24 protein-coding genes are annotated in these 21,891 nt (G+C 55.6%); 14 read left to right on the forward strand and 10 right to left on the reverse strand.

Annotated elements, in window-relative coordinates:
• Positions 1-16: 16 nt before the first annotated feature.
• From secB to DU000_RS09700, 3 genes are all read right to left on the reverse strand, one after another.
• Positions 17-511 carry a protein-export chaperone SecB gene (secB, locus tag DU000_RS09690; protein WP_114403209.1) on the reverse strand — a complete coding sequence of 165 codons (495 nt, stop codon included), beginning with the start codon at positions 509-511 and terminating at the stop codon, positions 17-19.
• 97 nt (positions 512-608) lie between these two features.
• Positions 609-866, reverse strand: coding sequence for a glutaredoxin 3 (gene grxC, locus DU000_RS09695; RefSeq protein ID WP_114403210.1), 258 nt, complete (start codon positions 864-866; stop codon positions 609-611).
• A 43-nt stretch (positions 867-909) separates the two neighbouring features.
• Positions 910-1,314, reverse strand: coding sequence for a rhodanese-like domain-containing protein (locus tag DU000_RS09700; protein WP_158529682.1), 405 nt, complete (start codon positions 1,312-1,314; stop codon positions 910-912).
• A gap of 80 nt (positions 1,315-1,394) precedes the next feature.
• On the opposite strand from DU000_RS09700, the gene gpmA reads away from it, so the two are divergent.
• The 6 genes from gpmA (at position 1,395) to DU000_RS09730 (ending at position 8,644) form a co-directional block, all read left to right on the forward strand.
• Entirely contained in the window at positions 1,395-2,144 is a 750-nt protein-coding gene (gene gpmA, locus DU000_RS09705; RefSeq protein ID WP_114403212.1) for a 2,3-diphosphoglycerate-dependent phosphoglycerate mutase, read from the forward strand.
• Positions 2,144-3,619 (forward strand): murein hydrolase activator EnvC family protein, encoded by a 1,476-nt coding sequence (locus DU000_RS09710; protein WP_114403213.1) that lies wholly within the window; start codon positions 2,144-2,146, stop codon positions 3,617-3,619. Before gpmA ends, DU000_RS09710 begins: the two co-directional genes overlap by 1 nt.
• Before the next feature lie 92 nt (positions 3,620-3,711).
• Positions 3,712-5,202 carry a S41 family peptidase gene (locus DU000_RS09715; protein ID WP_114403214.1) on the forward strand — a complete coding sequence of 497 codons (1,491 nt, stop codon included), beginning with the start codon at positions 3,712-3,714 and terminating at the stop codon, positions 5,200-5,202.
• A gap of 5 nt (positions 5,203-5,207) precedes the next feature.
• Entirely contained in the window at positions 5,208-5,999 is a 792-nt protein-coding gene (locus tag DU000_RS09720) for a HesA/MoeB/ThiF family protein (protein WP_114403215.1), read from the forward strand.
• Positions 6,000-6,105: 106 nt separating this feature from the next.
• Positions 6,106-8,445 (forward strand): heavy metal translocating P-type ATPase, encoded by a 2,340-nt coding sequence (locus DU000_RS09725; RefSeq protein ID WP_114403216.1) that lies wholly within the window; start codon positions 6,106-6,108, stop codon positions 8,443-8,445.
• A complete protein-coding gene (locus DU000_RS09730) occupies positions 8,438-8,644 on the forward strand; it encodes a heavy-metal-associated domain-containing protein (RefSeq protein WP_114403217.1) in 207 nt (68 codons plus the stop codon). The genes DU000_RS09725 and DU000_RS09730 overlap by 8 nt, the downstream gene beginning before the upstream one ends.
• Before the next feature lie 39 nt (positions 8,645-8,683).
• Here the strand turns inward: DU000_RS09730 and DU000_RS09735 are convergent, their stop codons facing one another.
• The 5 genes from DU000_RS09735 to DU000_RS09755 all read right to left on the reverse strand — a co-directional run bounded on the left by DU000_RS09735 (position 8,684) and on the right by DU000_RS09755 (position 11,920).
• Entirely contained in the window at positions 8,684-9,532 is an 849-nt protein-coding gene (locus DU000_RS09735) for an MOSC domain-containing protein (RefSeq protein WP_114403218.1), read from the reverse strand.
• Positions 9,533-9,549: 17 nt separating this feature from the next.
• The gene (locus DU000_RS09740) at positions 9,550-10,119 is read right to left on the reverse strand and encodes a LemA family protein (RefSeq protein ID WP_114403219.1); all 570 of its coding nucleotides are present in this window, start codon (positions 10,117-10,119) and stop codon (positions 9,550-9,552) included.
• Complete coding sequence (locus tag DU000_RS09745) at positions 10,119-10,781, reverse strand: BON domain-containing protein (protein WP_114403220.1); 663 nt, start codon at positions 10,779-10,781, stop codon at positions 10,119-10,121. The genes DU000_RS09740 and DU000_RS09745 overlap by 1 nt, the downstream gene beginning before the upstream one ends.
• A gap of 19 nt (positions 10,782-10,800) precedes the next feature.
• Complete coding sequence (locus DU000_RS09750) at positions 10,801-11,391, reverse strand: phosphoheptose isomerase (RefSeq protein WP_114403221.1); 591 nt, start codon at positions 11,389-11,391, stop codon at positions 10,801-10,803.
• Between the two features lie 133 nt (positions 11,392-11,524).
• Positions 11,525-11,920 (reverse strand): YraN family protein, encoded by a 396-nt coding sequence (locus tag DU000_RS09755; RefSeq protein ID WP_205074056.1) that lies wholly within the window; start codon positions 11,918-11,920, stop codon positions 11,525-11,527.
• On the opposite strand from DU000_RS09755, the gene rsmI reads away from it, so the two are divergent.
• The 7 genes from rsmI to DU000_RS09790 all read left to right on the forward strand — a co-directional run bounded on the left by rsmI (position 11,919) and on the right by DU000_RS09790 (position 19,537).
• Entirely contained in the window at positions 11,919-12,881 is a 963-nt protein-coding gene (gene rsmI / locus DU000_RS09760) for a 16S rRNA (cytidine(1402)-2'-O)-methyltransferase (RefSeq protein WP_240001867.1), read from the forward strand. The two genes, DU000_RS09755 and rsmI, sit on opposite strands and share 2 nt — an antisense overlap.
• Positions 12,881-13,666 (forward strand): peptidylprolyl isomerase, encoded by a 786-nt coding sequence (locus tag DU000_RS09765; RefSeq protein ID WP_114403222.1) that lies wholly within the window; start codon positions 12,881-12,883, stop codon positions 13,664-13,666. Before rsmI ends, DU000_RS09765 begins: the two co-directional genes overlap by 1 nt.
• A 76-nt stretch (positions 13,667-13,742) precedes the next feature.
• Positions 13,743-15,437, forward strand: a complete 1,695-nt coding sequence (locus DU000_RS09770; RefSeq protein WP_114403223.1) for a cation:proton antiporter domain-containing protein — start codon at positions 13,743-13,745, stop codon at positions 15,435-15,437.
• A complete protein-coding gene (locus DU000_RS09775; protein WP_147266993.1) occupies positions 15,434-16,222 on the forward strand; it encodes a hypothetical protein in 789 nt (262 codons plus the stop codon). Before DU000_RS09770 ends, DU000_RS09775 begins: the two co-directional genes overlap by 4 nt.
• A gap of 36 nt (positions 16,223-16,258) precedes the next feature.
• Complete coding sequence (locus DU000_RS09780; RefSeq protein ID WP_114403225.1) at positions 16,259-17,530, forward strand: efflux RND transporter periplasmic adaptor subunit; 1,272 nt, start codon at positions 16,259-16,261, stop codon at positions 17,528-17,530.
• Positions 17,527-18,804: an ABC transporter permease gene (locus DU000_RS09785; protein ID WP_114403226.1), complete on the forward strand. Its 1,278-nt coding sequence runs from the start codon at positions 17,527-17,529 to the stop codon at positions 18,802-18,804. Before DU000_RS09780 ends, DU000_RS09785 begins: the two co-directional genes overlap by 4 nt.
• 25 nt (positions 18,805-18,829) lie before the next feature.
• Complete coding sequence (locus tag DU000_RS09790) at positions 18,830-19,537, forward strand: ABC transporter ATP-binding protein (protein WP_114403315.1); 708 nt, start codon at positions 18,830-18,832, stop codon at positions 19,535-19,537.
• Here DU000_RS09790 and DU000_RS09795 read toward each other — a convergent pair.
• Positions 19,534-20,022 (reverse strand): pyridoxamine 5'-phosphate oxidase family protein, encoded by a 489-nt coding sequence (locus DU000_RS09795; RefSeq protein WP_114403227.1) that lies wholly within the window; start codon positions 20,020-20,022, stop codon positions 19,534-19,536. The two genes, DU000_RS09790 and DU000_RS09795, sit on opposite strands and share 4 nt — an antisense overlap.
• Entirely contained in the window at positions 20,019-20,546 is a 528-nt protein-coding gene (locus DU000_RS09800; RefSeq protein WP_114403228.1) for an Lrp/AsnC family transcriptional regulator, read from the reverse strand. Before DU000_RS09800 ends, DU000_RS09795 begins: the two co-directional genes overlap by 4 nt.
• A 194-nt stretch (positions 20,547-20,740) precedes the next feature.
• Between DU000_RS09800 and hppD the strand changes: the two genes are divergently transcribed.
• The gene (gene hppD, locus DU000_RS09805) at positions 20,741-21,883 is read left to right on the forward strand and encodes a 4-hydroxyphenylpyruvate dioxygenase (RefSeq protein ID WP_240001868.1); all 1,143 of its coding nucleotides are present in this window, start codon (positions 20,741-20,743) and stop codon (positions 21,881-21,883) included.
• The last annotated feature ends 8 nt before the right edge of the window (positions 21,884-21,891 follow it).

A 21,891-nucleotide genomic window follows, 5' to 3' on the forward strand; every position in this document is an offset into this window, starting at 1 on the left:
TCCGACGTCGTCGGGGTTAATGCGTCATGCTGGGTGGCACGATCAACCCTGATTCGGTTTGGCCGCTTGCCGCCTGCTGCTCTTGCAGGCGCTGCAAGTAGATTGCTTCGAAATTGATTTCATTCAAATGCACCGGTGGGAACCCTGTGCGGCTAATGGCATCGGCAACATTGCTGCGCAGGTAGGGAAACACGATATTGGGGCAAACCACGCTCAAAATCCCTTCCAGGTTCTCATTGGGCACCCCTACGATTTCAAAAATGCCCGCTTGTTTGGCTTCAACCAAAAATGCAACTTTATCGTTAATTTTGGTGGTGACGGTTGCGGTAACGGCAACTTCAAAAATGGTTTCCGCCAATGGCGTGGCTTCCATATTGAGCTGCACATCAACGTTCGGATTTCCTTGTTCGAGAAAAATCGCCGGCGCGTTAGGCAACTCTGCAGACAAATCTTTGAGATAGATGCGCTGGATGTTGAAGGCGGTTTCAGGGGTGGCGGTAGTGTCGCTCATGGTGACCTTTAGAGGGTTAAAGAGGTTAAAGAGGTTAAAAGAGATAACAAGGGTTAAAAAAGTGAAACATGATGGTGGCACGGCGCTAAGCACACGGTCAATCGCGCAAGAGAGGCTCCAGCTGGCCCGCACGGTCTAATGCGGATAAATCATCAAAGCCACCAACATGCGTCGTGCCGATATATATTTGTGGCACGGTTCGGCGCCCAGTTTGTTGCATCATCTGCTCGCGTTGGGCGGGGTCGAGGTCAACCCGGATTTTTTCAATGGTTTCTACGCCTTTTTGGCGCAGTAATTTTTCTGCCATCACACAGTACGGGCAGACACCAGTGGCGTACATAACAACTTTAGGCATAACGCATCCTTTGACGGGGTTGGATCACGCGCATCGTGGGGCGCTAGTCCCGTGTGACAGGCAAACCCGCCTGGACCCAGGCATTATGCCCGCCTTCTAAGGCGTAGGCCCGCAAACCACGGCCTTTAAGCAGCTTGAGGGCGCGTCCGGCTTCGGTTTCACTGCCGATCACCAACCACGGGTGTTTGCTATCAAGCTGGCTTAGCGCGGTGCTAAGCTGATTCAATTCAATATGTTTCGCCCCGCTCGCATGGCCGTTGGCATATTGTTTCGCGGGCCGTACATCTAGCAATTGACCGTGTTCGCGATTGATCAACTGAATCGCCCCGACGGTGCCGAGCACCTCGGTCAAGCCTCGTTCGCGCCAGTAAGAGTAGGCCAGCAGGCTACCGCTGGCGATCGCGGCCCCAAACCAGACACTGTTTTGTAGAAAAAAATCGGTATTCATAGAAAATCGCAAGTCGATGATAGGCGCGGCCATTATAAAATACCCGACAGGAAAAATCTTTCTCTTGCGGAGCCCTTGTTATGTATAAAGTTGTCTTACTGCGTCATGGTGAAAGCCAATGGAATCTCGAAAACCGCTTTACTGGCTGGACTGATGTCGATATTACCGAAAACGGCTGGCGTGAAGCGTGCCGGGCCGGCGCGCTGTTGCGTGACGAAGGTTTCCAGTTTGATGTGGCCTACACCTCGGTTCTCAAGCGCGCCATTCGCACATGCTATACCGCGCTGGACGTACTGGATCGCATGTGGATTCCAGTGATTAAAGACTGGCATCTCAATGAGCGCCATTATGGCGATCTACAAGGGTTAAACAAAACAGAAACAGCGGCTAAATTTGGCGAAGCGCAAGTGCTGATCTGGCGACGCGCCTATGCGATTGCCCCCAACCCCTTGGCCGCCAATGACCCGCGCCACCCGCGCCACGACCCCCGTTACGCGCACCTGAAGCCGAATGAGCTGCCTGCCACCGAGTGCTTGAAAGACACGGTAGATCGGGTTGTGCCGTTTTGGCAAACCGAGATTGCCCCTGCGGTGAAGGCCGGTAAGCAGGTACTAATTACTGCCCATGGCAATTCCTTACGCGCGCTGTGCCAATACCTTGATCAACTCAGCGAAGAAGACGTACTGAAACTGAACATTCCCACTGCGCGCCCTCTGGTGTATGAATTGGATGTGAACTTGCGTCCGATTCGGCATTATTACTTGGGCGATCAGGCAGAGATTGCGGCCGCCATGGCAGCGGTAGCGAATCAGGGTAAAGCCAAGGCATAGTGCGTATTCCCGGTGTCTTGGTGATGGCGCGAACCCTGGCACTGCTGGTTGCCGGGGTCGGCAGCATGAGCGCTGGGCTGGCTCAGCCCGGCGGTGCGAGCAATACGACCAAGGCTGCCCCACCCACCCAGCCTCTACAGGTGCAACGGGCGCAAACCCGCGAGCAGCAACAAGCCCTGCAGGAAAAGCTGCAAACCATGAAGCAGGCGCTGGCACGCAGCGAAGCGGATCGCAATGAAGTTGCCGATGCCCTCGCCCAATCGGAGCGGGCTATTTCTACGGCTAACCGTAAGTTGCGCCAGCTGAGTCAGCAAGTGGCGCGGAGCGAAAGCGCCTTGGCCCAGACCCAAGCGGAACAGCGTGTCACCCAGGCACGCCTACAGACGCAGCAACAGCGATTGGCAGAACTCCTCAAACGTCAATATATCAATGGCAGCCCGGACCAAATGCGGTCCCTCTTTAATGGTGATAATCCAAACCGCATTCAGCGGGAACTGCAATACTTGAGCTATGTCTCCAAAGCCAATGCTACCGAGATTCAAGCCATGCGCGGTGATCTGTTACAACTGCAGCAATTGGCTCAAAATATTGCGCAACAACTAACTGAACTAGCCAGCCTGCGCGAGCAAGAAGAAACAGAGAAACAAACCTTATTGCGTGAGCAAGCCACCCGCCAACGCTTGTTAGCCGAGCTATCCCATAAAATCAGCGCCCAAAAACGGGAAGTGGGCGCCTTGCAACGCGATGAGGCGCGGCTATCCCGCCTGATTGATAACCTAGGCAAATTGCTTGCTGAGCAAGCCGAAAAGGAACGTCAAGCCCGTTTGCGCGAACGGCAAAAAGAACGCGATGCTGCGCGGGAGAAAGAGCGGCAGGCGCGCTCCCCTGCGGCGGTGGCAGAGAAAGCCGACAAAGGTAGCGACAAAGGTAGTGATAAAGCGCGCGATAAAACCGCCAGCAATAGTGAGCCATCACGCCACCGTCAATTAGCCGCAGAGACACCCAGTGGCCCCAGCAGTGGCCCCGTTTATGATGCGGTGGCAGAAGGGGGCGGCATTGACTTTGAACAACTCAAGGGACGCCTGAAACTGCCGGTACGCGGCGAGTTAATTGGCCGTTTCGGCACCGCCCGGAGCCAGATTGGCAGCCAAGGCGGGACCACCTGGAAAGGCTTATTTATTCGCACCCCCGCTGGGGCAGACATTCGGGCGATTGCGAATGGGCGGGTCGTCTTTGCCGAATGGCTGCGGGGATTCGGCAATTTGTTAATTATTGACCACGGCAATCAATATCTGAGTATCTATGGCAACAATGAAAGCCTGTATAAGCAGCCCGGTGAGCGCGTCAAAGGCGGTGAAACCATCGCTAGCGCTGGAAATAGCGGCGGGAATCCCGAAACAGGCTTATACTTTGAGCTGCGTCACCGTGGGCAGCCCTTTGACCCGATGAAATGGGCGGCCAGCCGCGCCCCTTAAGGCTTACTTTCTGATAACGTCAGGCTAGAAGCCACCAGATAATCGTGATGCACTCGTAATGAATTGACCGCCGCACCCTACAGAAAGCTCGCATGTCCAGTCCTACTTTACGCCGCCCTTTTCGTGATCTAGCCTTGATCGGCGCCAGTTTGAGCGCCGGTGTCCTGATAAGCCTCGGTATTGGGGCGTGGGCCCAGAAAGATACGCGTGCGCCTTTGCCGCTCGAGGAAATCCGGCAGTTGACCGATGTGTTTGGCTTGATCAAGCAAAGTTATGTCGAACCGGTCGAAGATAAAAAACTTATTACGGATGCGATCAATGGCATGGTGTCCGAGTTGGACCCGCATTCTTCGTATCTGGATGAAAAATCGTATAAAGAACTGAAGACCAGCATTAGCGGCAAATTTGGCGGCCTAGGCATCGAAGTGTCGATGGAAAACAAAGTGGTCAAAGTCGTTTCCCCGATTGAAGGAACGCCCGCGTTTCGTGCTGGTATTCGGGCAGGGGATTACATTATTCGCGTCGATGGGGCACAAGTCCGGGGCATGAGCTTGCAGCAGGCGGTCGATAAAATGCGTGGTGAGCCGGGCACCAAAGTCAAGCTGGGCGTGCTGCGTAAGGGCGAAGAAAAGCCGCTCGAGTTTGAGCTCACACGGGACATCATCAAGGTTGTGAGCGTGCGCAGTAAACTTATCGAACCCGGGTTTGGTTATGTGCGGATCACGCAATTTACTGAGCCGACCACCGCTGATCTGGCCCGTGAGTTAGGCAAGCTCTATAAAGACGGTGAACTGAAAGGCCTGGTGCTCGACTTACGCAATAACCCAGGCGGTGTCTTGCAAGGGGCGGTTGGCGTGTCTGCCGCGTTTTTACCTCGCAATGTGCTCGTCGTTTCTTCCAAGGGACAGTTGCAGCAAGCCCAAACAAAAAGCTATGCGCGTGTTGAAGATTACCTGACTCGCGAAGATGGCAATCTTTTTCCCTCCGACCCCCTAAAAAATTTACCGCCCGCGGTCAAAAAAGTGCCCTTGGTCATTTTGGTGAACAGCGGTTCCGCGTCGGCCTCCGAGATTGTCTCTGGCGCCCTGCAAGATTACGACCGTGCGAAAATACTGGGCACGCCGAGTTTTGGTAAAGGCTCGGTGCAGCAGATTATCCCACTCGACGATAAAGACAAAGTCGCTATTAAGTTGACGATTTCCCGCTATTACACCCCCAAAGATCGCTCGATTCAGGCTAAGGGGATCAACCCAGACTTTTATGTTGAAGAAACACCCGACGGCGAATTATTTGCCAATCCCCTGCGCGAAGCCGATCTCGATGGCCACTTGAGCAATGACAAAGTCACTGAAGATAAAAAACAAGAGAGTGAGAAATTTGTCCGTAATCCCAAGCGCACCAAAGCGATCGAGTTTGGCACAGCAGAAGACTACCAGTTGCAACAAGCGCTGAATCATCTGAAAGGTCAGCCGGTGAAGCTATCGACCAAAGCTGACAATACCGAGTCAGAGGGCGCAGGCGCAAGTGGCACGGCGAAAGACAAACCGTCTGACAAAGCGGCCACTCCTGACAAGAAAAAATAAGCGACATGGATGACGCAGCCCTAACGCGCTATGCGCGCCACATCTTGCTGGATGAAGTGGGGATTGAAGGGCAACAACGGATTCGCCAAGGCCGCGTTCTGATTGTTGGGCTGGGGGGCTTAGGCTGCCCAGCGGCGCAATACCTGGCCAGCGCCGGGGTGGGCGAGTTGCATTTGGTTGATCACGACACCGTTGACGCCAGCAACTTGCAGCGACAAATTCTGTATCGTGCCGCCGATTTGGGCCAGCCTAAAGCACGCGCGGCGGCGGCGTTTCTGCACCAGCTCAATCCCGATGTACTGATTCACGCCTACCCTGAAAAAGCCACCCTTGATCGACTGCACACCCTCTGCGCCCAGGTTGATGTGGTGTTGGACTGTAGTGACAATTTTGCGACCCGGCACGCGATTAACCAGGCATGTGTCCAACATCGGGTGCCGCTCGTCTCGGGTGCAGCCGTGCGCTTTTCTGGGCAATTGACGGTGTTTGATGCCCGGCAAACCCAGGCCCCTTGCTACCACTGCCTCTTTCCGGGCGGTGACGAGGTGACCGAGGTTGCTGACATGCGTTGCGCCACCCTGGGCGTTTTTGCCCCGTTGGTTGCGATTATTGGGGCTGCCCAAGCCGCCGAAGCGCTTAAGCTCTTAGCCCCTTGCGGCGCGCCTAGCCTTGGCCGATTGCACTTATTTGATGCGCTACGACAAGAATGGCAAACCATTCGTTATGCGCAAGATCCTGCCTGCGCGGTGTGCCAACCGGATGCGGCTCGCCGCTCATCTGCGCGATCGGCATCCTGATTCTTGGCAAGCAGCACTGTCTTAATGCAGCCTGGTTTGCGCTAGCGCAGGGCAAGCAGCGACCTTTCTGCGACAATGGATTGGTGTTCTTCATGGGGTGAGCCTGATGCAGCAAACCTTTCAAATCAGCGGCATGACCTGTACCGCGTGCGCCAGTCGCCTTGAAAAGCAACTCAATCGCTTACCGGGGGTGCAGGCCCAAGTCAATTTCGCCCTTGAACAAGCACAAATTCAGTGGCTGCAAGCCCAGCCTGATCTCGCCCAAGCCCAAGCCAGCATCCTCGCGCAAATTACACGCGCCGGTTTTAGCGGCAGCCCACTCGAACAAACGCAGCCGATAGCCTTGCCCGCGAGCCCCTATTCGAGCTGTTTATTGGCTTTCGCCCTATTTTGCACGCTGCCATTTTTACTCGAAATGACCGTGATGTTCCGCCATGGGTGGCATAGCGCCGCGCTCACCCCACACCTGGTCCCAGCGGGTCTTCAATTCCTCTTAGCAACCCTTTTGCAAGGCGTTGTTGGCGCCACCTTTTATCGTGCGGCCTGGCGCGCCTTAGCAAGCGGTGGCTGGCGGGCGGCCAATATGGATGTCTTGGTCGCCCTCGGTACGACCACCGCCTGGTTAGCCAGCACCGCAAGTTGGTGGTGGCAATGGCCCGCTCCGCTGTATTTTGAAACGAGTGCGATGGTGCTGACCTTGGTCTATTTGGGCAAATGGCTAGAGCAGCGCGCCAAACGCCATACCGCCCAAGCCCTGCAAGCATTGTTGGCCCTGGCACCGCAAACCGCCCAGGTTGAAACGCTGGATGCTGCCACCGGCCCGCAGGTGTTAACCCTGCCAGTAACGGCCATTCAGCCGGGCATGACTGTGTGCGTGCGGGCTGGTGAACGTTTACCCGTTGACGGGGTTGTCTTGAGCGGGTTGGGGCAGTGTGATGAAAGCACGTTAAGCGGAGAAAGTTTGCCGATCGATAAAGCGCCTGGCGATCGCGTTTATGCGGCGACCCAGTTACTCAGCGTTAGCCAGGGGCTCTTACGCGTAACAGCACAAGCCGCAGGACAGCAAACCCACTTTGCCCAGATCGTTGCTTTGGTGAAGCACGCCCAAGCCAGTAAAGCCCCGATTGCGGCCCTGGCAGACCGGATCGCCGCGATTTTTGTGCCCACCGTGTTATTCATCGCTGGTTTGACTGCGGTCATTACCATCGCTTGGACTGGCAGTATCCTGACCGGCATGCTGCATGCCGTGGCGGTGTTGGTCGTTGCCTGTCCTTGCGCGCTGGGGTTAGCAACCCCAACGGCGCTCATGGTGGGGATGGGCCTCGCAGCACGCCACGGTATTCTGTTTCGTGATGCGGGGGCACTCGAACGAGCCGCCCAGCTAAAAACCCTGGTTTTGGACAAGACCGGCACCTTGACGCAGGGTCAGCCTCAGGTGGTCCAAACACAACTCGCCCCAACCGCCCTGGCGCAGGCGGTGACTTTGGATGAGGCCCTGGCGCTGGCGGCGGCGTTAGAGCGCGGCAGCACCCACCCACTGGCGCAGGCCGTGATTCACCATGCCCGTGCCGCCGGCGTGCGACATATTGCTACCGAACAAATCAGTCAACTACAGCAGCATACTGCGCAAGGCGTCAGCGCATGTATCGAAGGGCGTTATTACGCTTTAGGCAAGCCCAGTTGGTTTGAGCTGGCGGTGCCCCCTGAGCTGCCGGCGACTGCCAGCATGATGGTCTTGGTGAGCCTGCCGCAGCCCCCAGTTGCCACGCTTTCCGCTAGCTATACGCCAACTAACGAGAACCGTTGCGAGGCCGTGCCGTGGTTGTGGTTAGCGCTGGCTGACACACTACGCCCAAGCAGCGCCCCGGCGCTTGCGGCCTTGGGTGAAATCGGGATAGCCACAGTGATGTTAACTGGCGACAGGGCTACTGTTGCTGAACACGTCGCGCACCAACTGGCCGCCGCCGGCGCGCCCCTTTCAGCCTGGGCGGCTGAGCAGCAGCCTGCCGACAAAGTGGCTTGGATTCAAGCTTACAAACAGCAGCATGAGCCTCACGGCATTCATAGGGAGAAGCCGCATTTGATTGGCATGCTGGGCGATGGTGTCAATGATGCCCCCGCCCTGGCGCACGCCGATGTCGGTCTTGCCATGGGGGGTGGGCACACCGTCGCTTTGGAAACGGCACCGATCACTTTGTTGCAGAATGATGTGCAGGCCGCGGTCAAAGCGATTGTGCTCGCCCGCGCCACCCAGCACAAAATCCGGCAGAATCTATTTTTTGCGTTCATCTACAATGTTTTGGGGATTCCGCTGGCCGCCTGCGGTTACCTAAGCCCGGTACTGGCAGGGCTGATGATGGCATTCAGCTCCGTGTCAGTAGTGACGAATAGCCTGTTACTTAACCGGCTTGATTTGACCCTTCCTGCAAGGAGAAAACATGACTAAAACCAAATTACTGATTGAAGGCATGACCTGTGGGGGTTGCGTCACCGCCGTGACCCGCGTATTAAGTGCTTTGCCGGGTGTTGCCGCGGTCCAGGTGATGCTTGATACGCACAGTGCAGACGTGGAATACGATCCTGAGCAAGTCACTGTCGCTGACTTTCAGCGCGTGGTTGAAGATGCCGGGTTCGAGGTGGTGTGAGCAACATACCCCATACCAGTGGCTAGCCCAGCCTGGCTCTCAAAAATTCAGTGCGGCGTGCAGGGTGCTACCTACTGTTAATGTGGTGCCTGCCCCGGCTTCAATAATCAGATTTTGCCCAAACGTCACCCCTTGCACTCGGGGATCATGGCGAAAGTGAGTTAGGGTTGCGGTCGGCTCCGGGCCGGTGTGAACCCCGGTCTGTTGGTCCACGCTGGGGACACTGCAACGCGCACAAGGCTTCACCGCACGCAGAACCAAGCCCATGCTGCTCAAAGTCTCTAAATAATCTTCTTCAAATGCGCCCAGTTCGTCACCGCTGACAACGATATTGGCGCGAAAACGGTTCATGGGTATCGCTGTCGAGCCATTTGCCGCCAGGCGCTGATTCAGCTCAGCCAGGGAGGCGGTGTTGACCACCAAGATCGGGTAGCCATCGGCAAAATGTGTATAGGCCTTGCTGTCACCGGCCCATTGCGGATCACAAGCGCGCTGATACGGTTCGGCGTAGCGCATCAAGCGCACCGGCTGCGCGAGGAATTCACTGAGCCACTGCGCCGCCTGATTGCCTTCATCCCATGCCGGAATGCTGTCACGCCAGACCGTGACATTGCACGGGGAGTCCGGTTGCTTAGGGGGCTCGGTGCTCAGCACCAGGGGCGACATGCCGGGGGCACTGAGCTGTAGCTGTTGCTTGCTTAAGCTTGGCTGAATCAGGGCCATACGCGGATGTTGGCGCTGAGTCAGAAAATGCTGCTGGTGATCAACAATTACCCAGTGACGATCATATTGCAAGCCATGCGCGGTTACCAGTGCCGTTTCCAGTGTGATACCCGCACAAGACTTAATCGGATAAATAGACAGGTCAGTGATGGTTAATGTTGGCATAAGACCTTTTTCAACCCTCACACTTTGGGTAAGCGAACGGCATCGGGTTCAAAGAGAGCAATCGGCCGATAACGTAACAGCCAAGCTAAGCAACTGGCGGGCGGGGTGGTCACGGCTCGATTATGGCGTTCTATCGCCCGATTAAACTCCTGCTGGCGTAAATAGATGGGCTCAACCTGCGCCTGTAATTGTTGCTGCCAGCGCTGCACATTCGGATCGCCCAGCGCATCGGCTTGCTGTTGCAGGGTGTTGAGTAAGCCATTCAAGGCGAGTCGTAAACGTGCTTCGTGATGCAATAGCGTTGGCAGCGCATTAAAGCGCAAATGCTCTAACTCGGCATACAGTAAATCCAGGCTTTGCGTCGCTTGTGTGCGCAGGGCGATGAGCTGTTCGATTTGTTCGCGCTCGTGTTTCAGGTAGCCCGCCACGGCTTCCGCCAGGTGCGGAATGAGATCGTAGCGCTTGTATAGCGCCAGCCGTAATTCACGACACTGGCTGGCGGCTTCCAGTCGGAGCCTACGCAAACGCTGGTGCGCCCCAATTCCCCACAGCGCGGGGAAAATGAGGAGCAGCCAGAAACCCATCATTATTTTTCTTTCGTGGCGGGCTCTTCAGCCTTGAATTTGGCATTGATCTCCGCCAATTCTTTATCGCTGATTAATTCCATAACCTTAACCACCCGTTGGACGCCGCTAACGCGTGAGGCGACTTCAGCCGCGATCCGCGACTCTAACTCAGTGACCCGGCCCATCAAGTAGACAACCCCGCGTTCAGTCGTCACATGGAAAGCGTTGGCAGAGAGTTTTTTCTCATCCACAAACGCCGCTTTGACTTTGGTAGTGAGCAGTGAATCGTTCGCCCGTTGCGTGGTGGTGCTTGGCCACATCACCGCCAGATCGTTGACAATCGCCCGCACATTATCAACTTTCGCGGCGATTTTTTCAGCTTCGTCTTTCATGCTGGCTTCAGAGACTTCACCAGTCAATAGCACTCGCAAGTTATAGACATTGACATTAATGTGGGCCTTATCGCCAAACGCTTCTTTGAGTCGATTGGAGACTTTAATATCAATCGCTTTGTCTTCTACTTGAATACCCGAAGTACGGCGATCGGTGACCGTGAGGGCGGTGCCCGCAACCACTCCACCGGCCAGCAGGGGAGGGATGACAACCGCACAGCCTGATACCGCACCACTGAGCGCACCCAGTAATACACTGTAACGAATCCAGGTTTGATAGCGAGGGGACATGACGGCTCCTTCCGTTGAATTATTGGTCGCCTAAGAGGCAGGCATCAATGCCATCACACAAGCAATGGATGGTCAGTAAGTGAACTTCTTGAATACGGGCGGTGCGCTCATGGGGTACGCAGATATGCACATCGGCTTCTTGCAATAAGCCGGCAATTTTGCCGCCCTGCTTGCCAGTGAGCGCGACGATGCCCAGCCCACGCTCTTGCGCTGCTTGAATGGCGGCGATGACATTCGCGGAATTGCCACTGGTTGAAATTGCCAGTAACACATCGCCAGGCTGCCCTAGCCCGCGCACCTGTTTGGCGAAGATCGCGTTGTAATCATAATCATTGGCAATCGCGGTGAGGATCGAGCTGTCGGTAGTGAGTGCCAAGGCAGGCAGTTCCGGGCGCTCCCGTTCAAAGCGTCCCACCAGTTCAGCCGCAAAATGCTGGCAATCAGCTGCTGAACCGCCATTGCCACAAGCCAAAATCTTGTTGCCATTGGTGAGCGCACTCACCATCAAATCAATCGCTTGCGCGATAGGTTGTGCCAGCAGATCGGCAGTTTGAAATTTCAAATCGGCACTGGCTTGAAAATGATCTGTAATGCGAGAAACAAGATCCATGGCAATAACCAGAAGTAAAAAGGTTTAGGGAAACACAGATCAAGCCTTAGTGGTCATGCGTTCTCAGTGTTTTTTGCGATTATACCGGTTGTCACGACAGCACTGGGCAGGCGCGTCGATCCCTACTGGATCACTAAAATGCACCGGTGAGCCATTCTATGTCGTTGCCCGTGATCGCAACCACATCAAAACGGCAGGGCATCGATTGGTAAGCGGATTGCGCCTGCAAATAAGCCGCAGCGGCAGCCCTTACGCGCGCTTGCTTGGCCGGGGTAACGGAAGCGATTGCGCCACCATAGCGGGCAGATTGGCGATAGCGCACCTCCACAAACACCAGTGTGTCATGCTGTTGCATGATTAAATCTAGCTCGCCATGGCGATAGCGCACGTTACTGGCGACCCAGCGTAGCCCGTGTGTTTCCAGATGCGCTCGCGCGGCAGCTTCTGCCGCCGCCCCGCGTGTCAGGTGCTCAGCGGGCATGGCTGCCTGGTTGGCGCGGTCGCCTGCTTTGCGTAGAATACGGATCATGACTCAACCTCTCCCTCCAAGCTTGTCTGGCCTGCCCAGCGCCGATTTCTTTGCACATCTGCAGCCGTGCGTAACCCAGCAATCATATCCCGCCCCAGCGCTCTACATGGTGGCGACGCCTATCGGAAACTTAGGTGATATTACCTTGCGCGCCATGGCGGTATTACATTTGTGTGATGTGGTTGCTGCTGAAGATACCCGCACCAGCCAGCAGTTACTGGCCCGCTATCGCTTGCATAAGACGATGCTAGCCGTACACCAGCACAACGAAAACGATGCGGCAGTCAAAGTGATTGCATATTTACAGCAAGGGCAACGGGTGGCCTTTGTTTCCGACGCTGGCACGCCGGGCTTATCAGACCCCGGCCAACGCTTGGTCGCTCAGGTGCGGCAAGCCGGTTTTCCGATCATCCCAATTCCCGGCCCCTCGGCGTTAGCCACCTTGCTGAGCGTGGCGGGCATAGACGATACCGATAGCGACCATCCGCTGCATTTCATCGGCTTTTTGCCGAGCAAAGCCACGCAAAGACAAACCGTACTCGCACAGTTAGGGATGCTGCCTGGCGCCTTGCTGTTTTACGAAGCCCCACATCGCATCGCGGAGACGCTTGCCGCACTGAGCCAGCAATGGCCTACGCGGCAACTGGTTATTGGACGCGAACTCACCAAGCAATTTGAACAAATTGCCGTGATGCCATTGGCCCAAGCCCCCGCTTGGTTGGCGCAAAATCCCTATCATGCGCGTGGCGAATTTGCCTTGTTGGTGGCGGCGGTTCCCGCGCCTGCCGGACCCGATACCGCGATTCCAGCGGCAGCGAAACGAACCCTGGAAATACTGTTGGCAACGCTGCCTGATTTGCCCACAAAACAAGCGGCTCAGTTAGCGGCAGAAATTAGCGGCGGCAAGAAAAATCACTTGTATGATTACGCCCTCCAACTTAAAACGACTCAGGAAAGATAATGCGCGCTTCAATCACCACCTCTCTGTTTACGGCACTGCTGCTCGGTTTCAGTGTTTCCGCCTTGGCCCAAGATAGCGTCGCCCTGCGGGTTAATGGCGTACCGATCCCCCAAGCCCATATCGACTTTATCGTCGCACAACTCAAAGAACGCGGCACACCAGACAGCCCTGAGCTACGCGCCAAAATTCGTGAAGATTTGATTATTAAAAACCTGTTGTTACAAGAAGCCAATAAAACCGCGGTTTCCCAAGACCCTGCTGTCCAGACTGAATTAGCGCTGAGCCAGCAAAATATTGTGCTCAAAGGGTTTGTGCGTGACTATCAGAAAACCAATCCCATCACCGATGAGAAACTGCAAAACGAATATGAGCGGATTAAATCAACCCTGCAGCGCACCCAGTATCTGGCTCGGCATATTTTGCTGAAAACAGAAAAAGAAGCCCAGGCTGTGTTGGCCGCGCTGAAACAGGGCAAGAAATTTGAGAGTTTAGCCAAACAGTCAGCAGACCCTGGCAGCAAAGATAAAGGCGGCGAGCTGGGTTGGGCGGCCGCAGGTGATTTTGTGCCCGAGTTTGCGCAGGCCTTACTCGCTTTGAAAAAGGGCCAAACGACCACGGCGCCAGTGCAAACCCAATATGGTTTCCATATCATCCGCGTTGATGACACCCGCAATTTGCCGCCGCCTTCACTGGAAACTATCAAGGACGAGCTGCGTCAAGAACTAGAAGCGTTGCAGCTCGACCAATTCGTCAAATCACTGCGTGCCCGTGCCGTCGTTCAATAAGTTCTTCGCCTAAGCCAACAACAGGGATTCCCCTAGCCGGGGGAACTTCCCCCGGGCCATGCCTGTCCATCAGTGTATGGCCCATTCACTTAATCTGATCACCACCCTCGCTGCCTCCCTTGCCCTGGCTTTGCCGCTCGGGTTGCTGGCGCATGCCTTGCGCATGCCCACCATCTTGGGCTATTTGCTCGCCGGGGTCTTGCTCGGTCCTGGCACCCCCGGCTTTGTGGCTGACCAGGTGCTGTCAGCGCAGCTAGCGGAAATTGGCGTCATGCTGCTGATGTTTGGGGTAGGCTTACATTTCTCCGTGGGTGATCTGATGGCGGTGCGTCGAATCGCCATTCCTGGTGCGGTGGTGCAGATTGCAACGGCGACCCTACTCGGTCTGGCCGTGGCGCTCGCGTGGGGGTGGCCTTGGGGCACTGGCCTGATTTTTGGACTGGCACTGTCAGTTGCCAGCACCGTGGTGTTAATTCGCGCTTTGGAACAAAACCAGCAATTACATAGCACCAATGGTCAGATTGCTGTTGGCTGGCTGGTAGTGGAAGACTTCGTGATGGTGCTGGTGCTGGTCTTGTTACCCGCGCTGGCGGGTTTATTGGCGCCAGCAACCGGCAGCCCACAGCCGACCCTAGACTTAAGCAGCGCCCTGCTCAAAACACTGGGGCAGATTGTGCTCTTTGTCGCGCTGATGTTACTAATTGGTCGGCGCTTTTTACCTTGGTTGTTATGGCATGTCGCAAGTCGCGGCTCACGTGAGCTGTTTACGTTGTGCGTGGTGGCGCTGGCGCTTGGAATCGCCTATGCCGCTGCCCATTGGTTTGGGGTTTCGTATGCCCTGGGGGCTTTTTTCGCTGGCATGGTTATGCGTGAGTCGCATCTGGCGCAACGCGCGGCGGAAGACTCCTTGCCATTGCGGGAAGCCTTTTCGGTCTTGTTTTTTGTCGCGGTTGGCATGTTGCTTGATCCGCAGATTCTCTTACAATCCCCCGGCAAGGTAGTGGCGGTATTGGCCATTATCGTGTTCGGTAAATCGTTGGCAGCAGCGCTATTAGTGTTGTTGTGGCGCTATCCGCTCAATACAGCTTTAACGGTGTCCGCCAGCCTGGCGCAAATTGGCGAGTTTTCCTTTATTTTGGCGGGCTTAGGCTTAACCTATGGCTTGCTTTCGCCGGAAGCCAACAGTTTGATCGTGGCTGGGGCGTTATTCTCGATCGCCTTCAACCCAGTGTTATTTCGATTGATTCAGCCGTTGCAAACGTGGCTGTGTCGACATTCCAGCCGTGCGCGGCAGATGGCAATGACGCAAGACCCCTTGGCGGTTTTACCCGATACCACGCCAGCCGCGCAGCTCACTGCCCACACCATTATTGTGGGCTATGGCGCCATCGGCGCGCAGCTAGGGGCGATGTTGCGCGATGCCGGCCAACCTTGGGTCGTGATTGAGCGTAATCGACAGAGCGTTGAGGGGCTGCGACAACAAACCGTGTCAGCGGTAGCCGGCGATGCAACCACCCCTGAAGCCCTGATTCAAGGGCACGTGATGCGTGCTGCGCAGATGGTGGTAACGGTGCAAGACGCAGCCTGCGTTCAAGCGGTACTGCAATTAGCGCACACGTTAAATCCCAACCTACCCTGTCTTGTGCTGAGCGATTCTGCGGAAGACGCGAGCCATTTTGCCTTGTTGCCAAATACAACCGTGATACAGACACCGCATGCCCTGGCACAAACGGTACTGCACTTCATTCATCCCATCACGAGAAAGCAATGACTATGTCAATACCCTCCCTGACCGCCCCTGTTTCTCTACCCTTGCTGACGACGTTACTGGCCGCTTTCTGCACGGCCGCTAATGCCAACCCATCGGCGCGTGCCAGCTCGGTAGAGCTGGAAGTGGGCGGTTATCAAGCCAGCCGGAACCAGATTGAATCGCCCAACGACGGCAGCGCGAGCCGGATCGACTTAGCAAGCGCCACCACGGGGACCGCCTGGATGCCGCGTTTAACCGTGACCTTGCCGAGTGGGCGTGAGTCGCAGTGGCGGCTGGTTGCCGCGCCGTTACGGCTGAGTGGTGAACACACCTATTCGCAATCCCAACGTTACGAAGGGCAAACTTTTCAGGCCAATCAACCCACCCAAGTTGATTACCGTTTTGATTCTTATCGGGCGACCTGGCGCACCCCATTTACCCCGTTCGCGGGTTTGCCAAACTGGCAGTTATGGCTGGGCGGTACGCTCTTTATCCGCGATGCAGAGGTCACCCTACGCCAAGGCGGCAGCCAGGCACGACGTGCTGATACCGGCCTGGTGCCGTTGTTACATGTTGGGCTTACTGGCCAGTTAGCGACGCGCTGGCATCTTTATGCCGACATGGATGCTTTGGGTAGCTCGCGCGGCCGCGCGATTGATGCCAGTGTGCGGGTGGGTTACGCCTTGAGTCCCAATTGGCAAGCGCTGGTGGGGGCGCGCATGATTGACGGCGGCGCTGACAATCGTAGCGTCTATAACTTTGCCACCTTTTATGCCACCACGCTTGGGTTGCAGTATCGTTTCTAAGCGTCGCGCCAGGCGTTGAAATGGTATGCTGTACGCATGAAGATAACTCGTTTTTATGGCTGGACTGCATGCCTTGCCTTGGCCGTATTGGCCGGGGCGTTTTTTTATTTTTCTGGCCGCAGTAAAGCGGTTGAAACGCGCACCGTAGAGTCCGGCGAGCTACAGCAAACGATTGTCGCCACCGGTCGGGTGGTGACGCCAGCGCGGGCTGAATTGGGTGCTCAAGTCACCGCGACAATTCATCAAGTGCTGGTGCGTGAAGGGGAGGTTGTTGAAGCGGGGCAACGCCTGTTGACCTTACGCGACGGTGAAAGTGAAGCCAGCTTGGGGCAAGCCCAAGCCGCCGTGCGCGAAGCCCAAGCGCGGTTGCAGCAGTTGAAGGGCGTCAGTGAGCCAGTCAGTCAGCAGGCCGTTCGCCAGGCGCAGGCCAACTTGCAAGTAGCCCAAGCTGATTGGCAGCGCACCCAACAATTAACCCAACAAGGCTTTTTTTCTCAAGCGCGGCTGGATGATGCCCAGCGTAACCTTGATACAGCCCGCGCCGCACTGGCAAGCGCCCAAACGCAAGCTGCTGCAAATCAGCCTAACGGCGCCGAGACCCTATTGGCGCAGGCGCGTTTAGCCCAAGCCCAAGCCGCTTTGGCGGCAGCGCAAGTGCGGCAGACTTACATGCGCTTGGAAGCCCCCTTTCCTGCCACCGTACTAAGCCGCAGTGCCGAGCCCGGTAGCATTGCGCAACCCGGCAAAGTATTACTGACCTTAGCGCAGCGGGGGGAGACGCGGCTCTATGTGAATGTGGATGAGAAACAATTACCTTACTTACGGCCTGGGCTGGCAGCCGTGGCGGTGGCTGATGCCTACCCGAGCCAGCCGATAGCCGCACAGCTTTATTTTGTGGCGCCTGCTATCGACCCCCAGCGTGGCACGGTGGAAGTGCGTCTGCAAGTGGCCGACCCGCCTGCCTTTTTGAAAGCGGATATGACCGTGTCAGTCGAAATGTTGGTGGGTAAGAAAACCCAAACCTTGAAACTGGCGAGCGATGCAATTCGAGAGCGGGATAGTGCCCAGCCTTACGTCTTGGCGATTCAGGCCGGTAGAGTGGTACGGGTGCCCGTACAGTTAGGCTTGCGCGGCGTCGGCATGGTTGAGATTTTGCAAGGGTTAGCAGCCGGCGATCAGGTGATTAGCGCCACGGCCAACGTGAAACCCGGCGAACGTGTGCGGCCATTAACCGTGAGCAAACTTGGCGAGGCCCCGCTTTCCTTGCTGAGCCATTACCATGCGCCACCCGCACTGGGGCAGGCATGAACTGGCATTTGCCATTTGCTTGGCTGGTTGCGATTCGTTTTCTGCGCGAAGGCCGCATGCAAACCTGGCTGATCTTGGCGGGCGTGACAGGCGGGGTAGCCGTGATCATCTTCTTAACACAACTGATCAACCAACTCCAGGCAACCATCATTGACCGCGTGTTGGGCTCGCAAGCCCACATCGTTATTCGCCCCGCCGAAGACCTGACGCGGCGGGGCTTGCTCGACACGAATCCAGAATCGTCTCCTGCCGCCGACGCTATCCCTGGCCCCGATGCCGTGAGTGCGGTGGTTCAGCCCCGCGCTCAACGCCTACGTAGCGTCGATCAGTGGGAGAAAATCGCCCAATTAGCCGCCCGCAGCCCGGGGGTCGTCGCGGTTTCTCCCGTTGTTTCCGGGCCGGGGTTTGCGATCCGTGGCGGTGCCAGCAAATCCATCGCGCTGCTTGGCGTGCAGCCGGAGCATTACACGCGCGTAGTGAAAATGACCAGCTACATGGTGCGCGGGCAATTTCAACTCAGTGGGACAGAGACAATTATCGGGACCGAGTTAGCCAAAGATCTGGGGGTCAGTGTGGGCGATAAAATCCGCATCTTAACCGCGACCGGCTTCGAGGCACGCCGTGACGATACCCTCACGATTGTTGGCTTATTCGACATGGGCAATAAAGATCTCAACCGACGCTGGGTATTTACCACCTTGAAAGTCGCGCAAAATCTGCTTGACCTGCCGGGAGGTGTCTCGAACCTCGACCTGACGGTCAGCGATTTGTTCAGCGCCAACACCATTGCCATGCGCCTGCAGGCGCAAACCGGGTTGACCGTAGAGTCTTGGATGCAAACCAATTCAGGGCTGTTAAATGCCTTATTCAATCAGAGCGTGAGCAATAACTTGATTCGCACATTTGTAATCCTGATCGTGGCCTTGGGGATTTCCAGTGTGCTGGTCGTCTCGGTGGTGCAGAAGCAGAAAGAAATTGGCATTTTGCGGGCAATGGGCGCACCACGCGATCGCATCATGCTGATCTTTTTATTGCAGGGCGGCATAGTGGGCCTGTTCGGCTCGTTGCTCGGCTCAGCCTTATCGTATTCACTTCTGTGGCTGTTCTCCCATATTTACCGCTCACCCGACGGCTCAGCGCTGTTTAATCCACGTCTAGACCCTAAATTGGTTTTGTTGGCTTGGCTAATCGCGGTGTTGGTGGGGGTTTGTGCTGCTGCCCTGCCGGCACGCCGAGCCGCACGCATGGACCCCGTGCAAGCTATTCGAGCGTAACGGCATGAGCTTGGTAGAGACGCCGATGACGACCCCGATTCTCACGCTACAAGGGATCTATAAACGCTACCAGATTGGCACAGCGGTCGAAACCGAAGTGCTGCACGGGATCGACTTGAGCCTCCAAGCCCAGGAGTTTGTGGCGCTTACCGGGCCTTCCGGTTCGGGTAAATCAACTTTGCTGAATATTATTGGTCTGCTTGAGCCACCGACCAGCGGCACCCTGCAAATTGCAGGGCAAACCACCCAAGGGCTTGATGAAGCAGCGTTAACCCGATTACGGGGCGTAACGATTGGATTCGTCTTTCAGTTTCACCATTTGCTACCCGCATTTAGTGCGCTGGAAAATGTCATGCTGCCAGCCATTATCGAACAAGGCCGCGCCAGTTCGGCCCTTGAAAAACAGGCTCTTGCCTTGCTGGAACGGGTCGGCTTGGGCAACGCTGCGCACAAAAAACCCAGTGAGTTGTCGGGCGGTATGCAACAGCGAGTTGCCATTGCACGGGCGCTGCTGTTACAACCCAAGCTCATTTTGGCCGACGAACCGACCGGTAATCTCGACACCAAAACTGCCGATGAGGTCTTTGCATTACTACAGGAGTTCAACCAGACCCACGGCAGTGCGTGCTTGATTGTGACCCACGATCCACGCTTGGCCGCCCGTTGCGATCGCCAATTAACCTTGGTGGATGGCCGCTTGCAGAAAGACTTTGCGCAAGCCAGTAGGGTTTAATCGAGCGGCTTCACCCCATAGCGCCGGTGCGCGCTTGCCACTTTTTCTGCTTGCGATTGGGCTGGAAAGAGTCGGTAGCTTGGCGCCACAATCGGACTGCTTTGTGTAAGGGTCACCACAATAATGCCGTGAATGGGGAAGGCGCCACCCGTCATGGCGGTAAGCGGGGCTAGCCATTCGTGATATTGCGGTTCGCTCATTGCGGCTTGCGCGGGAACGTAGCGTGCCTGCCCATACAGCTTGAGTCCTTTTTGCGTAAAGATATCAATCAGGGAAACACAGACAGCCGGTTGGGCCTGGAGATTACGGACGCTTTGCGGTGAGGCAATATTGGCGATGACCAGTTGCTGCGGGTTCAAAAACGCAAAGATTTCTTTGGGCGAGACGTTGGGCTGCCCCTGATTATCAACCGTGGCTAACCAGCAAAGCACGGCTTGTTGGGCTAAATCGGCTAAATCAGCGAAGTCAGGAAGAAGTGTCGTCATGGTAAGGGCAGGGCGGTGGTTTCTTTAATGGCTTGTAAGGCAAAACTCGATTTAACATCAACGACAGCAGGATGGGTCATCAGGCGCTGCATAACAAACTCTGAAAAATGGGCCATGTCTTGCACATGCACGCGCATCAGATAATCGGCTTCACCGGTCATCACGTAGCAACTCACCACTTCTTTCCAGGTTGCGACGGCTGCTGCAAAATCTTCAATCGGTGATTTGGCATGGCGCAAGCGTCCGTCAAATTTTTGTAGCCGCACAGAGACAAACGCAAGCAAACCTAAACCGATTTTTTCTGGGGCCAGCAGGGCCACATAACGTTTGATTAGCCCGGCTTCTTCCAGGCGCTTAACGCGCCGCAAGCAGGGGCTGGGGCTGAGCGCGACCGCATCTGCCAGGGCTTGATTACTCATGCGGCCATCTTGTTGCAATTGCTCAAGGATGGCGCGATCAAAGCGGTCAAGACGATCAAGGTGATCAGCAGGCAAGGTTAGCGATGAATCATCAAGGCTTGGCATAATCTATCAATAAATTGATTGAATAAAATGGAATATTGCGCCATAAAACCAATTTAGGCAATTTTTTAGCATTATCTTGCGAGCCATTTGACTATACTGAAAACAAGTTTGATTCGGCCCCAGCGTGTCTTTAAGGCTGACCTCGCCACAACCCGATTTCTTATTACCTACTGCCTATTGATCAAGGAGTACGTATGACCCAGCAGACCCCCACTGCAACCTCGGCCCAGCGTGATTTGTGGGAAAACCCCATGGGCACAGCCGGCTTTGAATTTGTGGAATATGCCGCGCCGGACCCGCTTGCGCTGGGCGCGCTGTTTGAGCAGTTAGGCTTCAAAAAAATTGCCCGTCATCGACACAAGCAAGTGTGGTTGTATCGACAAGGCGAGATCAATTTCATTATCAATGCTGAGCCGGATTCTTTTGCACAGCGCTTTGCCCGCCTGCATGGGCCGTCGGTGTGTGCGATGGCTCTGCGTGTTCAAGATGCGGCTGCAGCCTATCAGCGGGCCTTAGCACTCGGCGCTTGGGGGTTTGAGGGTAAAGGCGGCCCAATGGAATTAAACATCCCGGCCATCAAAGGCATCGGCGATTCATTGTTGTATCTGGTTGATCGTTGGCCGGGCAAAAATGGTCAGCAAGGTGGCATTGGCGATATTTCAATCTATGACGTTGATTTTGAAGCGCTTGACCCCGATAACGCCGCGCGCGATGCCAGCCATGTTGGCGCAGGCTTGTTGGAGATTGACCACTTGACCCACAACGTCCATCGTGGGCGCATGAAAGAGTGGGCCGAGTTTTATGAACGCTTTTTTAATTTTCGAGAGATTCGTTACTTCGATATCGAGGGCAAACTGACCGGCTTGAAGTCGAAAGCGATGACCAGCCCGTGTGGCAAGATTCGGATTCCGATCAATGAAAGTTCGGACGACAAATCGCAAATTCAAGAATATCTCGATCAATATCACGGCGAGGGCATACAGCACATTGCTCTTTCTACCCAAGACATTTACCAATCGATTCGTCATTTACGGGCGCAGGGCGTCACCTTTCTGGAAACACCAGACACTTACTATGAAGCCATTGATCAGCGGTTGCCCGCCCACGGTGAACCCTTGGCGCTATTGCGAGAGTTGCGTATATTGATCGATGGTGCCACCCATCAAGGCGCACCGAATGAATTGCTCTTGCAGATTTTTACGCAAACGGTGATTGGCCCTATTTTCTTTGAGATTATCCAACGCAAAGGCGATCAGGGTTTTGGTGAAGGCAACTTCCGAGCCTTGTTTGAATCGATTGAATTGGATCAAGTGCGGCGCGGTGTGCTACAAGCTTAATCTGGATA

The organism is Parvibium lacunae, from assembly GCF_003335215.1.
GTDB classification, from domain to species: Bacteria; Pseudomonadota; Gammaproteobacteria; order Burkholderiales; family Burkholderiaceae_D; genus Parvibium; species Parvibium lacunae.